This is a genomic window from Kribbella solani, from assembly GCF_014205295.1.
GTDB classification, from domain to species: Bacteria; Actinomycetota; Actinomycetes; order Propionibacteriales; family Kribbellaceae; genus Kribbella; species Kribbella solani.
The window spans coordinates 4,164,185-4,177,849 of sequence record NZ_JACHNF010000001.1 but is presented as its reverse complement, the minus strand read 5'-3'; the positions used below and the strand labels follow the sequence as shown (position 1 = coordinate 4,177,849).

Below are 13,665 nucleotides of genomic sequence, written 5' to 3'. Positions count from 1 at the left end.
GATCACTTCTCCTGTTTGTTGAGCTTCTCGACCTGTTCCGGGGAGAGCAGCGGGATCGTGAAGACCTCCATCAGCGCCTTGCCGATCCGGTTGTAACCCTCGGGTGTGGTGATGTCCTCGCCGATCGCCTTCGAGACCTGGTCCCGCAGGATCAGCACGCTGAGCTTGATCGCGGTCATCGCGGCCGCGTACCCCCGCCGGTCCCGCGGCTGAATCCCGTACCCGGCGCTCCACTCCTCGACCGCGTCGACCCCCTGCATGAACAACGCGGTCGCGGTCTCCGAACCGTCCATCATCGAACGCACCAGATACAGCTGCAACGGCAGCGCGACCGGGTACAGCGCCAGCGGATCCAGCCCACTCAGATCCCCGTCAGTACTGAGCTCCGCCCCGATCTGCAGCATCCGCTCCTTCGCGTACTGATCGCACGCCTCCCGCAACGACTCCTTCGACCCGAAGTGATGCCGCACCAGCCCCGACGAAACCCCCGCCGCCGCCGCGATATCCCGAATCGAAGCCCCCTCGATCCCCCGCCCCCCGAACAACTCGATCGCCGCATCCCGAATCCGGGCCCGCGCCGTCAAATCCTCAACCGCCCGATCCATCACCCACTCCTCTCCTACACACAACAGCAAACTACTACACGATCGTGTAGTCAAGTCTCACTTTCATGTCGTACGCATAGTCGGCTCCACGTACTCCGGTCAGCCCCCGCGTACTTCGCGGGCGCTCCCTTCGTCGCTCCCCTCCTCACCGCCCCCGCTCCGCTCCTCACCGCCCCCGCTCCGCTCGCAACCGGCCCACCCCCGGCTACCGCCGGTGCACCCGTTCCCGGGCTGTCGCCGGTGTACTCCGGCTCCCGCCGAACACGCCGGCTGCCGCCGAACACGCTGGCTGCCTCCGAGGTTCCCGGCCCATCTCTGGACCTGCCGGAGTGTGGCCACGACCATCCCGCGCCGTGAACATCTCGCCCAGCAACCCGCGCCGCACACCCAAGAAGCCGAACCACGCCCGACCCTCCGAGTGGTTATCCCTCGAACTGCTGGGTTGCCCCCTCAAAATCTCAGGGGGCAACCCAGCACCCGAAGGGGCAACCACTCGGAGGACAAGCGGGCAGGCAGTAGATCTTCGGACTCGGCTGCCCTGGATGTGGCAGGTGTCGGCATCGTCGGTTGGCGACTGGGTTCTGCAACTTGCTGCACTGTTGTGCGGATCGAGTGGAGCGGCAGGCTGCCCGGTGGCTGCTCGGCGCTGGCACAGTCCTCGGTCAGGTGGCGTGGATCGCGCGGTAGCGCGCGAGCGCGGGCAGCAGCCCGCAAGCCGCCGGCGGCAGCCGGAGACGCCTGGGCGGTAGGCCGGTGATGTCAGCGGTAGCCGAGGGGGAGGCTTCGGCGCTGAGCCGGGGGTGGGTGGGGTGGCGTGCGGAGCGGGGGCGTTGAGGAGCGGAGCGACGAAGAGGGCGTCCGCGGAGCACGCGGAGGGTTGGTCGTACACACCCCCGAACAACGTAAGAAGGTTACTGAAAGATGACAAAGGGCCGTAGATTGTTGACAGGATAGGGCTTGCTGGTGTGGTTTCTTCCAAACACAGTTTGGGGAAGGGCGGGCCCATGCGGAAGTTGTTGGCGAGTCTGGCGGCGTTGTGTCTGGTGGCGGTGCTGCCGGGGCTGTCGGGGACCGCGCGGGCGGCGGAGCCGGCGAAGAAGGTGATCAAGATCGGGGTCACGCAGTCGGTGGATTCGATGAACCCGTTTCTTGCCGTCCGGCTGGTGACCGGGTCGATCCAGCGGTTGATCTACGGGTTCCTGACGGTGCCGGACTCGAAGACGCTGCAGCCGAGCCCGGATCTGGCCGAGTCGTGGACGACGTCGCCGGACGGGCTGACCTGGACGTTCAAGATCCGCGCGGCGAAGTGGTCGGACGGGCAGCCGATCACGGCGGACGACGCGGCCTGGACGTTCAGCAAGATGATGACCGACGACGGCGCGAAGACCGGGAACGGACCGGCGGTGGAGAACTTCCAGAGCGTGGCCGCGAACGGGCAGGAGCTGACCATCAAGCTCAAGACCCCGCAGGCGTCGATGCTGGACAACCCGGTGCCGATCATGCCGAAGCATGTCTGGGAGAAGGTCAAGGACATCTCCAAGTTCGACGGTGAGGTGTACCCGACGGTCGGCAGCGGACCGTACATCGCGGTCGAGCACAAGAAGGACCAGTTCGTCCGGCTGGAGGCGAACCCGGACTACTGGCGTGGACGCCCGAAGATCGACGAGTTGCAGATGATCTTCTACGACAACCCGGCCGCGTCGATCGTCGGTCTGAAGAAGGGTGACATCGACCTGATCGGCCGGCTGAATCCGCCGGACTTCGAGTCGCTGAAGGGCGCTGACAACATCGTCCAGTGGAACACCCAGGGTCGCCGCGCGACGTACCTGCAGATCAACCACGGCGCCACCACCAGCGACAACAAACCGATCGGTGACGGGCATCCGGCGTTGAAGGATCCGAAGGTACGGACCGCGCTGCACTACGCGATCGACAAGCAGAAACTGGTCGACGAGGTGCAGGGCGGGCTGGCGAAACCGGCGGACGGGTCGATCATTCCGCCGCTGTACAAGGACTTCTTCTGGGAAGCGACGGGTGACCAGAAGATCGGTTTCGATCTCGCGAAGGCGAACAAGATCCTCGACGACGCCGGGTACAAGAAAGGCCCGGACGGCGTCCGTACGATGCCGGACGGCTCGCGGAAACTGCAGTTCCGGTTCAGTATCCACACCGATACGCCGATCGAGGACAAGCTGGCCGAGTACCTGACCGGCTGGTTCAAGGAAATCGGGATCACGCTGACGACGAAGCGGCTGGACTCCAGCAAGTTCACCGAGGAGACGGGTACGACCGCGCTGTTCGACATCGCGATCAGCGGCTGGTCGGTGAACCCGGACCCGGAGGAGGTGCTCGGTACGCATCTGTGCAGCCGCCGGCCGACTGCTTCCGGTCAGGGTGGCGGTACCGAGTCGTTCTACTGCGACCCGACGTACGAGAGCCTCTACCAGCAACAGCAGAAGGAACTCGACCGGACCAAGCGCGCCGACATCATCAAGAAGATGGAGGAGCGCCTGTACACGGATGCGCCGGTGATCACGCTGTACTACCCGAACGATCTCGAGGGGTACCGCGGGGACCGGATCGCCAGCATCACGCCGATCCCCGAGGACAAGGGTCTCTTGTACGGGGGCTCGGGGTACTGGCCGTTCTACACGGTGGAGGCCAGGACGACCGCGAACGACGCGAGTGAAGGCGGCGGATCGAACGGCGGCCTGATCGCGGGTGTCGCGGCCGGCGTGGTCGTGCTGGGGATCGGCGGGTTCTTCCTGACCCGGCGCCGTCGCGGTGCCGCCGACGAGCGCGAATGACGGTCCCTGAAGCCGGCGCCGTCGAGGCGCTTGAGGAGACCCCGGCCCGCCACGGTCTGCTGCGGTACGCGGCGACCAAGGCGGGCGGGGCCCTGCTCAGCATCGCGATGGTGATCGTCGCGACGTTCTTCCTGTTCCGGTTGTTGCCGGGTGACCCGGTCCGGGCGCTCGCGCAGGGCCGGAACATGACGCCGGAGCAACTCGATCTGGAACGCGCCCGGCTCGGTCTGGACAAGCCGATTCCCGAGCAGTTCCTGCACTTTCTGGGGCAGACGCTGCGGTTCGACCTGGGCGACTCGTACGAGTACAAGCGTCCGGTGGTCGATCTGATCGGTGAACGGATCGGGTCGACGCTGCTGCTGACCGGGACCGCGCTGGTGCTGGCGGTCGGGCTCGGTCTGTGGCAGGGCGCGCGGGCCGGCTGGAAACCGGGCAGCCGGTTCGACAAGATCTCGACGGCGATCTCGCTGGTGCTCTGGTCGGTGCCGACGTTCTGGCTCGGACTCCTGCTGCTGATGGTGTTCGCTGCCGGCATCGGGCCGATTCCGGGGATCTTCCCGACCCGTGGCAGTTCGAGCGTCGACAAACCGGACGGTTTCGCCGGCGTCCTCGACGTCGGGGAGCACATGGTGCTGCCGTGCCTGACGCTGGTCGCGGTCGTGTACGCCCAGTACTTGCTGGTGATGCGCTCTTCGGTGATCGACGAGGTCGGCCAGGACTACATCACGACCGCCCGGGCGAAGGGGCTGCGGGACGACGAGATTCGCCGGAAGCACGCCGTACCGAACGCGCTGCTGCCGACGGTCACGTTGGTGTTCATGCGGATCGGGTTCGTGGTCGGAGGTGCCGTGACGGTGGAGGCGATCTTCAGCTGGCCGGGACTCGGCCAGCTGTTCTACGAGGCGATCCGGGTGCCGGACTTCACCTTGATGCAAGGCACGTTCCTGCTGATCACGGTGTCGGTGATCCTGATGAACACGCTCGCCGACGTGATCTACCACGTACTCGATCCACGAGTGAGGTCGGCATGAGTACGGTCGCGTGGACGCGTCGCCGGCGGGCGGTCGGCCGGTTCTGGGCCGACTTCCGGACCCGCCCGGCCGGGGTCGCCGGGCTGGTGATCCTGCTGGTCGCGGTCGTACTGGCGCTGATCGCACCGCTGTTCATCGACGCGGGCGTGACGAACGTGGTGTCCGGGACCGGCGCGAAGATGGCGCCGCCGAGCCTGGATCATCCGCTCGGCACCGACGAGTCGGGGCGGTCGGTGCTGCTGATGATCTGGTGGGGATCGCGGACCTCGCTGCTGATCGGGTTCCTGGCCGCGCTGCTGAGCATGGTGATCGGGACCGTACTCGGCATCGCCGCCGGGCATTTCCGCGGCTGGGTCGGCGCGGTGATCCTGCGCGTGACCGACTGGTTCCTGGTGCTGCCCTCGCTCGTCACCGCGCTGGTACTGGCGGCGATCCTGGGTGGTTCGACGGCAACGATCATCGTCGCGATCGGGGTGACGTCCTGGCCGTCGACGGCGCGATTGATCCGGGCGCAAACACTGGCCGTGGAAGCGCGCCCGTACATCGAACGGTCGCAGGCGCTCGGCGCCGGGCACTGGCACATCACCACCCGGCACGTACTGCCGAACGTCGCGCCGTTGCTGTTGGCAAGTACCACGCTGGAGGTGGCGAGCGCGATCGTGACCGAGTCGACGCTGGCGTTCCTGGGCGTGAGCGCGAACAAGACCTCGTGGGGAACGATGCTGCGCGGTTCGTACGACTGGGGCGCGGCGACCGCCGGCGCCTGGTGGTACATCCTGATTCCGGGTCTGTGCATCGTGACCGTGGTGATGGCATTCACCTTGTGTGGAAGGGCTCTGGAGACAGTGCTGAATCCCCGGCTGCGGACGAAGGCGGTGTGATGCTGTCACTCGAAGAGCTCTCGGTCACGTACAAGATCGGGTCCGGCGACGTGCCCGCCGTACGTGGGGTGTCGCTTTCGCTGGCGGCCGGGGAAGCCGTCGGGCTGGCCGGGGAGTCCGGGTCGGGGAAGTCCTCGGTCGCGCTTTCGCTGCTGCGGTTGTTGCCGCGATCCGCGCACGTCACCGGGCGCGTACTGCTGGATGGCGAGGACGTGCTGGCGATGAAGTGGGGCCGGTTGCGGGCGGTGCGTTGGTCCGGGGCGTCGATCGTCTTCCAGGGCGCACAGCACGGTCTCAATCCGGTCCGGCGGATCGGCGAACAGATCGCGGAACCGTTGCTGGTACACAAGCTGGCATCCGGTACGGCGGCCGATGCGCGAGTGCGCGAACTGCTGGAACAGGTCGGGCTGCCCGCTTGGCGGGCGCGCAGCTATCCACATGAGTTGAGTGGTGGCCAACGGCAACGAGTCATGATCGCGATGGCGCTTGCTTGCTCACCGCAACTGATCATCGCGGATGAGCCGACGACCGCGCTCGACCTGATGGTGCAGGCGCAGGTGCTGACCTTGATCCGGCAGTTGATCGCCGATCACGGCATCTCGTTGCTGATGATTTCGCACGATCTGTCCGTACTCGCCGATGTCTGTGACCGGTTGGCCGTCATGTACGCGGGGCGGCTGGTGGAGCACGGTCCTGCTGCCGGAACGTTCGCGCATCCTTACAGTCAGGCGCTTTCCGCCGCGTTCCCGACGGTCGGTGATCCCGCGTCCCGGCTGGCGCCGCGCGGCCTGGCGGGCGATCCGCCGGACCCGCAGCAGCTGCCCGGTGGGTGTTCGTTCCACCCGCGTTGCCCGGTGGCGCGGGACGGGTGCGAAACCGTACAGATCGAGTTGCGGCCGGCGGGTGCCGATCGGCGCGCGGCCTGCGTACGAGTGGGGGAGTAACGATGCTCGAAGCAACCGATCTCGCGGTCGAGTTCCCCGGCCGGTCCGGGCGTCGCGCGCGGGCCGTGGACGGCGTGAATCTGTCCGTCGGTGCTGGCGAAATCGTCGCTCTGGTTGGCGAATCCGGCTGCGGCAAGACCACGCTCGCCCGTACGCTCCTCGGTCTCGAACGTCCGGCGGCCGGGCAGGTGCGGTACGACGGTACGCCGCTGAGCTACTCCGGCCGGGCGTTGCGTGCGTTCCGGCGGCAGGTTCAACTCGTACTGCAGGACCCGATGGGATCGTTGAACCCACGCCACACCGTGTACGAAGCGGTTGCCGAAGGCCCGCGAATCCACGGGCTGCCGGACGAGGAGAAGGTGGTCGCGACCGCGCTCGCGCAGGCCGGGCTGCGTCCGCCGGAACGGTTCTTTCATCGGTTCCCGCACGAACTGTCCGGTGGTCAGCGGCAGCGCGTCGTGATCGCCGGGGCGCTTGCCCTGAGCCCCAAAGTGCTGATCGCCGACGAGCCGGTCGCGTCGCTGGACGCGTCGGTGCGGGGTGAGATTCTGGCGCTGATGCTCCGGTTGCGGGACGAGTTGGGACTGTCCGCGCTGGTCGTCACGCACGATCTGGGGCTGGCGTGGAACATCGCCGATCGGGTGGCGGTGATGTACCTCGGCCGCATCGTCGAATCCGGTCCGACCGAGGACGTGCTGACCGCGCCACGGCATCCGTACACGCAGGCTCTGCTCTCCGTGCTGCCGGAATCGCCGGAGCGGATCATTCTGACCGGGGAGCCGCCTGACCCGACCCGGATTCCAGCTGGTTGCCGGTTCCATCCGCGGTGCCAGCTGGTTGCGGCCGGCAACGGTATCGACGCTTGCACGACGACGCCGCTGGCGATCCTGCCGGCGATCTCCACCCCTCAGGTTGCCTGTCATGTGACGGCCGGCAAGATTCCGGCCCTTGACAATAGTTAACAGATTCTAGAACTATTGCGTCATGGCGGAAGATCAGGTCGACCGGTTCTTCGAGGTGCTGGCGGACCCGACCCGGCGGCAGGTGGTGCAGCTGCTCGGCGAAGGTCCGCGGCGCGCGGGGCAACTGGCCGCGGCGACCGGCGCGTCGTCGCCCGCGATGAGCCGGCATCTCAAGCTGCTGCTGGCGGCCGGCCTGATCGCCGACGAGCGGGTGCCCGATGACGCCCGCGTCCGCCTGTTCCGGCTGAATCCTGAGCCGGTCGTCGCCGTGCAGGCCTGGCTCGACCAGGTCCAGGCGCACTGGCGCGACCAGCTGACCTCGTTCCAGCGTCATGTCGAGCAGCGCGCTGCCGGCCGGACGGCTGCGGACGACTCGACCCGAGGGAGTTCCGATGACTGAACCGTCCGCGCGCGCGTCCGTACAGGTCGCGGTGGACCCGGCGACCGCGTTCCAGGTGTTCACCGAAGAGATCGACCTGTGGTGGCTGCGAAATCCGATCAACTTCTTCGACTCCGGGCGGGTGACCGCGATGCGGATCGAGCCCGGGGTCGGTGGGCGGGTGCTCGAGGTGTACTCGGGCGACGACGCGCTCGAACTGGCGACGATCACCGACTGGGAGCCTGGTACGCGGCTCGGGTACCGGAGTTCCGTCGACGACACGTCTACCCGAGTGGATTTCGAGGCGGTCGACGGTGGTACGCGGGTGACTGTCGTGCAATCGCTGCTTGTCGATGACGGGCGCGCGTTCTACTTCTGGCCGCGGGTGCTGCGTTGGCTGCCGGGCTGGGTCGATCGCCGGGGGACCGCAGACAACCAGCGGCGGGAGCTCGACCGGCTGTCGCTCGGCCTGTACTACGAGGACCCGGTCGCTGCCGCGCGGTGGCTGCACGAGGTCTTCGGCATCGGCTCCTGGGACACCCTGCCCGCCGAGGGCACCAGCCCACCCTGGATCGAGCTGCACGCCGGGTCGGTCGCCATCCTTCTCTTCAAACGCACCGAACCCCGCCCGACCGCCGTCGACCACAACATCTGGGTGTACGTCGACGACGTCCACGCCCACTTCGCCCACGCCCAACAGTCCGGCGCCAAGATCCACTCCGAAATCCACACCCACGGCTACACCTGCTACGAAACCGAAGACCTGGAAGGCCACCCCTGGACCTTCGCCCAAGCCCGCCCCACCATGACCTGATGCCGTTCGCGGCAGACGTTCAGAGACGGCCGGCCTTCTTCAGGGATAGGTAGGTGTCGGCTAGGGCGGGGGCTATTTGGGTGGGGGGTTCGTCTATTACGGTGACGCCGGCTCGGGTGAGGGTGGCGGTTAGGCGGTCTCGGTCCAGGCGGGTGCGGGCGGCGGAGGCGGCTGAGTAGACCTCTAGTAGGTCGGTGCGGGTGGCTTCCAGTTCGGCCAGGTGCGGGTCGGCTACTGAGGCCAGCAGGACGACGTGGCGCCGGAGTAGCGGGCCTATGACGGGTAGCAGGGACTCTTCGATCGCGGCGGGGTCCAAGCCGGTGAGTAGGACGACAAGAGAGCGTTGGCCTAGGCGCTCCAGGACCTGGGACACGACGATGCGGAAGTCTGTCTGGACCAGCTCGGCCTCGACGTTGGCCAGTGCGTTCACGAACGATGGCAGTACGTCCTCCGGCGCGGGGCGGCGTACGTCAGCCCGTACTGCTGAATCGCAGGCCAGCAACGACACCCGGTCGCCGGCGCGGGTGGCCAACGCGGCCAGCAGTAGCGCGGCGTCCATTGCGTGGTCGAGGCGTGGCGCGTCACCGACGCGACCGGCGGACAACCGGCCGGAGTCGATCACGATGGCGACCTGGCGGTCCCGCTCCGGGCGCCAGGTGCGCAGTACGACGTTCCCGCGCCGAGCGGTCGCCCGCCAGTCGATGCTGCGTACGTCATCCCCCGGTACGTAGTCCCGCAGCGAATCGAACTCAGTCCCCTGCCCGCGCACTAGCAACGCCGTACGCCCGTCCAGCTCCCGCAACCGCGCCAGCCGCGACGGCAGGTGCTTCCGGCTGTTGAACGGCGGTAGCGCCCGCACTGTCCACGGGACCTCGTGCGACCCCTGCCTGCCCGCGAACCCCAACGGACCGATGGAGCGTACGGTCACCCGCACCGCCTGCCGATCTCCACGCCGGGTAGGAACCAGATGAGTCACCAACCGCCGCCGCTCACCGGATGGCAGGTCCAGCTTGTGCGGCGGATCGAGTACGCCCGCCGACGGCGGCCACGCGTCCCGCAGCAACCCGCGTACGCGCCTGCCCGGGTTGGTGACCAGCAACTGCACAACAGCCTGCTCACCCAGCCGTACGGCGTTGTCGCCGTCTCGACTGAACTGCAGCCGCCGCGGCGACCCGGCCAACAGCATGTCGACCACGCACACCAGCAGCACTACAGCCACAACCAGTCCGACTCCAGCCCAGGACGGCATGGCCAGCGCGACGAAGACCACGCCGGCCGCGGCCAGTAGTGCTGCCCGCCCGGTCAGCACCATCAGCGTGGTACCGGGACTGTCGCCAGCACGCTCTCCAGAACCGCGTCCGCGCTGACACCTTCCAGCTCGGCCTCCGGCCGTACCTGCACTCGATGCCGAAGGCAAGGACGCGCCATCGCCTTCACATCATCAGGAATCACGTAGTCACGCCCGGACAGCCACGCCCAGGCCCGGGACACCGCCAGCAGGGCAGTAGCGCCACGCGGCGACACCCCGAGCTGCAAGGACGGCGACTGCCGGGTAGCACGGCACAAGTCCACCACGTACGCCAGTACATCGTCCCGGACCGCGACCCGGCGTACGGCGTGCTGTCCTGCCTCCAGATCCTCCGGCCCGGCGACCGGCCGCAATCCGGCCGCGGCCAGGTCCCGCGGGTCGAAGCCCTGCGCGTGCCGGGCGAGCACTGCGATCTCAGCGTCCCGTGGCGGGATGTCCAGTGTCACCTTGAGCAGGAACCGGTCCAGCTGAGCCTCCGGCAACGGGTACGTGCCCTCGTACTCCACCGGGTTCTGGGTAGCCGCCACCACGAACGGAGCCGGCAGCTTGCGCGGCTCACCGTCCACGGTGACCTGACGCTCCTCCATTGCCTCCAGCAACGCCGCCTGTGTCTTCGGTGGCGTCCGGTTGATCTCGTCGGCCAACAGGATGTTGGTGAACACCGGCCCCGGACGGAACTCGAACTCACTCGTCTTGGCGTCGTACACCAGTGACCCGGTCACGTCACCCGGCATCAGGTCCGGCGTGAACTGCACGCGCTTGGTGTTCAGCCGCATCGCCATCGACAGTGCGCGCACCATCAGCGTCTTCGCCGTACCCGGGACGCCCTCCAGCAGTACGTGGCCGCGGCACAGCAGGGCGAGTACCAGCGCGGTCACAGCGGTGTCCTGGCCGACCACCGCCTTGCCGATCTCGGTCCGCAGCGCTACCAGCGCCTGCCGGGCCTGCTCCGCGGTGACCTCGGTAGTCGTCACGGGTGTCGTACCTCCTGCGTCAGTACGTCGAGTTGCTGGGACAAGGACATCAGTGCGGCGTCGGACTGCGGCGGCAGGCCGTAGAGCAGTTCGTACAGCATGGCTGGGTTCCGTCCGGTTCTGGCGGCCACGGTGGCGACGACGGCCGTCGGATCGGATCGCCGTGGGATGCCGTGTGCCTTGTGCAGCTGGCCGAGTGCCGACTCACGTAGAGCGGCCGCGGCCCGGTCCCTGGCCTGGGAGCGCCGGTAGAGCCGCGCCCGGCCCTCTGTGGTCTCCGAAGCGTGCACGATCACCGGCAACCGCTCGGCGACCACAGGACCGAGCCGTCGGCCCCGCCAGATCGCCACCACCAGTACGGCGAACGCCAGCGCCCACGCGATGTACCGGACGTCCGGTGGGATCAGCGGCGGCGCGTCCTTGTCCGCCGGACCACTACTCGTCGACTCCAGCTGCGGCAGGTACCAGGTGAGGTCCCCGTGCGTACCGAGCAGGTTGAGCGCCAGCGCCGCGTTGCCGTCCTTGGCCAGCTCGCCGTTGGTGAAGGTGGTCGGCGTACCGACCACGTCGACGATCCGGCCACCCAGGTCCAACCGAATGACCGTGCTGTTGATGCCATCGCCGTAGCAGGCAATCGCGTTCTCCGGTGCGCTGTACGTCGCTCCGCTGACTGTGACCGTGCCTGCCTTGACCGCCGCCGGCAGGTCACAGCCAGCGTCGCGGCTGCGCTCCGCGAGCACGCCACCAGTAGCCTGCACGCCGGGAGCCAACACGCTTAGCGCCTGGCTACCGGGTCGCACCAGCACCAGATGACTCCAGCCCGCGTTGGCGATCTGCTGCCAGTCTGCACGCTCCAGCGACCCACCCGGTCCGATCAGCAGCGTCTTGCCGTCTCCTGGCTGCTGCGCATCGTCCAGCGTCTCTGTGCTGTGTACGGACACGTTGTGGTTCTTCAACAGCGTCGCAAGCGCTCGTGCCCCGTCAGACGCAGTGGAGTCCGGGCTGAACGGACCACTAGTCCGTGCTGACGTGGCGATCAGAATGCCGATCGCGGCCAGCACGATCAAACCAGTCACAAGCATTGGTGTACGCAGCGCCCGCCAGCTCTCCGCCGTACCCCGACCGACCGGCGTACTCATGCGGTCACCCGCGCTGTCCGGGCAGCATCATCAGCGGCAACAACCACCGCGTACCGCTCCGGTGTGCCCGTACGGTTGCCGTAGACAACCTCCGTGAAGACCAGTGCGGCCGGCTGCAACGGCTCCCGCAGTACGGGTGCTGCCCGCGATGCATCCGCGACCACCTCGTACGCGGTGCGTCCAGCGCGCTCGTCCAGTACGGTCCTCTCGGTCAACTCGGCTACACAAGCCCGGAACCGGCTGCGGATCGCCAGCGCGTACTCCCCGGACGCAGCCTCCCGCTCGGCCAGTGCGCGGTACTGTGCGGCGCTCTGCGGACGTGCAGTGTCGAAAACGGCCTGTGACGTCGTCTTGCGACTGGTCCGCAGTACACCGGCCCGCCAGAGCACCACGACCGCGATCAGGACGAGCAGGCCGATCAGCATCGCCAGACCGGCGTGGCCGTTGGGCGACGTACCAGTGAGGCTGTCCAGCAGGTCGCGGATCCACTCCATCACCTTGCCGAGGGCCTTCTCGATCAGTGAACCGCCGGACTCCCGGTACGCCGACTTGGAGAGCTCCTTGGCCGCCTCCTGGGCGGCCTGGTCACGGTCGATGTCGACCGGAGGCTCTTGCAGGAAGCTGATCACACCGGCCCCTCGGACCGCAGTGCCGGCCGCATCCACAGGTCGAGACCTTCCCGGCGAACCCGCAGGTCCAGGTAGATCAGCGCCTGGACGGCGGACATGAACGCCAGGCTGGCGATCAGAGTCATCACCGTCGCGATACCGACCGCCGCTCCGAGCACGATCGCGACCACCGTGCTCCCGGTACTGTCCCCGGCGTCCGCCCACGACCCGACGGTGATCAGCAGGGTGCTGACGCCGAACTGCAGCGCGTACCCGACGATGTTGACCACCAGACCGCCGAACAGCAGGATGCCGAACACCCGCCAGAACTTGCCTCGTACCAACTGCCAGGATCGCCGCAGTGCACCCCAGATACCCACTCGCACGGGGATGTACAGGCCAATGTCCGGTGCGTGCCGCCCTTCCATCAGGACGACAGTGCCCGCGAGTACCAGGCGGATTCCGAAGATCAGCACCAGTACGCCGCCGAGCAGCGTCATCCCGAGCGCGACCGCACCGGCGGCCTCGGAGGACACCACTGCGTCCGTACCGGTGCCGAGACCGAGCATCGCCAGCCCCCAGCCACCGATCAGCAGCATGAACGACAACGACTGCACCAAACCGACGGCAGCAAGCGAGGGCAGCGCCGGCCGGACCAGCCGCAGTAGCTCCCGCGGCCCGATCCGGTTGGCCAGCTGCGTACGCACCGCCGCCAGCGCGATGATGCCGGCCAGCATGCTCGACACCACCGAGAAGAGCACGAGCTGCACGCCGTACGTGAGCAGCAACGCCGCACCGGCCTGTTCGAACGGGCTGTCCGACTCGAAGAACCCACCCAGCCCACCAGGCACCGCCACCTCGGTCAGCACGGCCTGCAGCGCTACCAGCGCTATCCCGGCCAGCACGGGCAGGCCCAGCATGATCGTCTTGTTGTCGGAGATGGTCCGGGCGGCGTTGTCGAGCAGGTCAGCGGGCAGCCACGGCCGCAGCGGTTCGCTCGCGACGTCGTCGTGCAGCATCATGTTCTGGTCGGCCACTGCGGACCCTCCTCTCCGGGTGACGAGTTGTGGTGGACCCCGAGCGTGCACCATGATCCCCGGATGATCACAGCCCAACCTGGGGTCACACGGCGATCCGGCGTGTGCACTACCGCGGGAATGGGACACTATCCGTAGTGCGTACGGCCTGGCACCTGCCGGGCGCACACCGATC

13 protein-coding genes are annotated in these 13,665 nt (G+C 67.6%); 7 read left to right on the top strand and 6 right to left on the bottom strand.

Features of this window, described 5'->3' with window-relative positions; all coding sequences use genetic code 11:
- Positions 1-2 precede the first annotated feature (2 nt).
- Entirely contained in the window at positions 3-605 is a 603-nt protein-coding gene (locus HDA44_RS18950; protein ID WP_184836250.1) for a TetR/AcrR family transcriptional regulator, read from the bottom strand.
- 1,004 nt (positions 606-1,609) lie between these two features.
- Between HDA44_RS18950 and HDA44_RS18945 the strand changes: the two genes are divergently transcribed.
- From HDA44_RS18945 to HDA44_RS18915, 7 genes are read left to right on the top strand one after another with little or no spacing between them, the layout of a single operon-like run.
- A complete protein-coding gene (locus HDA44_RS18945; RefSeq protein ID WP_184836248.1) occupies positions 1,610-3,412 on the top strand; it encodes an ABC transporter substrate-binding protein in 1,803 nt (600 codons plus the stop codon).
- Positions 3,409-4,443, top strand: coding sequence for an ABC transporter permease (locus HDA44_RS18940; protein WP_184836246.1), 1,035 nt, complete (start codon positions 3,409-3,411; stop codon positions 4,441-4,443). The genes HDA44_RS18945 and HDA44_RS18940 overlap by 4 nt, the downstream gene beginning before the upstream one ends.
- Positions 4,440-5,324 carry an ABC transporter permease gene (locus HDA44_RS18935; protein WP_184836244.1) on the top strand — a complete coding sequence of 295 codons (885 nt, stop codon included), beginning with the start codon at positions 4,440-4,442 and terminating at the stop codon, positions 5,322-5,324. The genes HDA44_RS18940 and HDA44_RS18935 overlap by 4 nt, the downstream gene beginning before the upstream one ends.
- Positions 5,324-6,268 (top strand): ABC transporter ATP-binding protein, encoded by a 945-nt coding sequence (locus HDA44_RS18930; RefSeq protein WP_184836242.1) that lies wholly within the window; start codon positions 5,324-5,326, stop codon positions 6,266-6,268. Before HDA44_RS18935 ends, HDA44_RS18930 begins: the two co-directional genes overlap by 1 nt.
- 2 nt (positions 6,269-6,270) lie before the next feature.
- Positions 6,271-7,230, top strand: a complete 960-nt coding sequence (locus HDA44_RS18925; protein WP_184836241.1) for an ABC transporter ATP-binding protein — start codon at positions 6,271-6,273, stop codon at positions 7,228-7,230.
- Positions 7,231-7,252: 22 nt separating this feature from the next.
- A complete protein-coding gene (locus HDA44_RS18920) occupies positions 7,253-7,630 on the top strand; it encodes an ArsR/SmtB family transcription factor (RefSeq protein ID WP_184836239.1) in 378 nt (125 codons plus the stop codon).
- Positions 7,623-8,423, top strand: coding sequence for a VOC family protein (locus HDA44_RS18915; protein ID WP_184836237.1), 801 nt, complete (start codon positions 7,623-7,625; stop codon positions 8,421-8,423). The genes HDA44_RS18920 and HDA44_RS18915 overlap by 8 nt, the downstream gene beginning before the upstream one ends.
- A gap of 19 nt (positions 8,424-8,442) precedes the next feature.
- On the opposite strand, the gene HDA44_RS18910 is transcribed toward HDA44_RS18915, so the two are convergent.
- From HDA44_RS18910 to HDA44_RS18890, 5 genes are read right to left on the bottom strand one after another with little or no spacing between them, the layout of a single operon-like run.
- Positions 8,443-9,735: a DUF58 domain-containing protein gene (locus HDA44_RS18910; RefSeq protein WP_184836235.1), complete on the bottom strand. Its 1,293-nt coding sequence runs from the start codon at positions 9,733-9,735 to the stop codon at positions 8,443-8,445.
- Complete coding sequence (locus HDA44_RS18905; RefSeq protein WP_184836233.1) at positions 9,735-10,706, bottom strand: AAA family ATPase; 972 nt, start codon at positions 10,704-10,706, stop codon at positions 9,735-9,737. Before HDA44_RS18905 ends, HDA44_RS18910 begins: the two co-directional genes overlap by 1 nt.
- Positions 10,703-11,845, bottom strand: a complete 1,143-nt coding sequence (locus HDA44_RS18900; RefSeq protein WP_184836231.1) for a DUF4350 domain-containing protein — start codon at positions 11,843-11,845, stop codon at positions 10,703-10,705. Before HDA44_RS18900 ends, HDA44_RS18905 begins: the two co-directional genes overlap by 4 nt.
- Entirely contained in the window at positions 11,842-12,474 is a 633-nt protein-coding gene (locus tag HDA44_RS18895) for a DUF4129 domain-containing protein (protein WP_319039044.1), read from the bottom strand. The genes HDA44_RS18900 and HDA44_RS18895 overlap by 4 nt, the downstream gene beginning before the upstream one ends.
- Positions 12,471-13,490, bottom strand: a complete 1,020-nt coding sequence (locus HDA44_RS18890; protein ID WP_337906133.1) for a hypothetical protein — start codon at positions 13,488-13,490, stop codon at positions 12,471-12,473. The genes HDA44_RS18895 and HDA44_RS18890 overlap by 4 nt, the downstream gene beginning before the upstream one ends.
- Positions 13,491-13,665: the final 175 nt, after the last annotated feature.

Coding starts and splice junctions, on each gene's coding strand:
- HDA44_RS18930 (WP_184836242.1), top strand. CDS start 5,324: ATGCTGTCACTCGAAGAGCTCTCGGTCACGTACAAGATCGGGTCCGGC.
- HDA44_RS18910 (WP_184836235.1), bottom strand. CDS start 9,735: ATGGTGCTGACCGGGCGGGCAGCACTACTGGCCGCGGCCGGCGTGGTC.
- HDA44_RS18945 (WP_184836248.1), top strand. CDS start 1,610: ATGCGGAAGTTGTTGGCGAGTCTGGCGGCGTTGTGTCTGGTGGCGGTG.
- HDA44_RS18935 (WP_184836244.1), top strand. CDS start 4,440: ATGAGTACGGTCGCGTGGACGCGTCGCCGGCGGGCGGTCGGCCGGTTC.
- HDA44_RS18915 (WP_184836237.1), top strand. CDS start 7,623: ATGACTGAACCGTCCGCGCGCGCGTCCGTACAGGTCGCGGTGGACCCG.
- HDA44_RS18925 (WP_184836241.1), top strand. CDS start 6,271: ATGCTCGAAGCAACCGATCTCGCGGTCGAGTTCCCCGGCCGGTCCGGG.
- HDA44_RS18920 (WP_184836239.1), top strand. CDS start 7,253: ATGGCGGAAGATCAGGTCGACCGGTTCTTCGAGGTGCTGGCGGACCCG.
- HDA44_RS18900 (WP_184836231.1), bottom strand. CDS start 11,845: ATGAGTACGCCGGTCGGTCGGGGTACGGCGGAGAGCTGGCGGGCGCTG.
- HDA44_RS18950 (WP_184836250.1), bottom strand. CDS start 605: ATGGATCGGGCGGTTGAGGATTTGACGGCGCGGGCCCGGATTCGGGAT.
- HDA44_RS18940 (WP_184836246.1), top strand. CDS start 3,409: ATGACGGTCCCTGAAGCCGGCGCCGTCGAGGCGCTTGAGGAGACCCCG.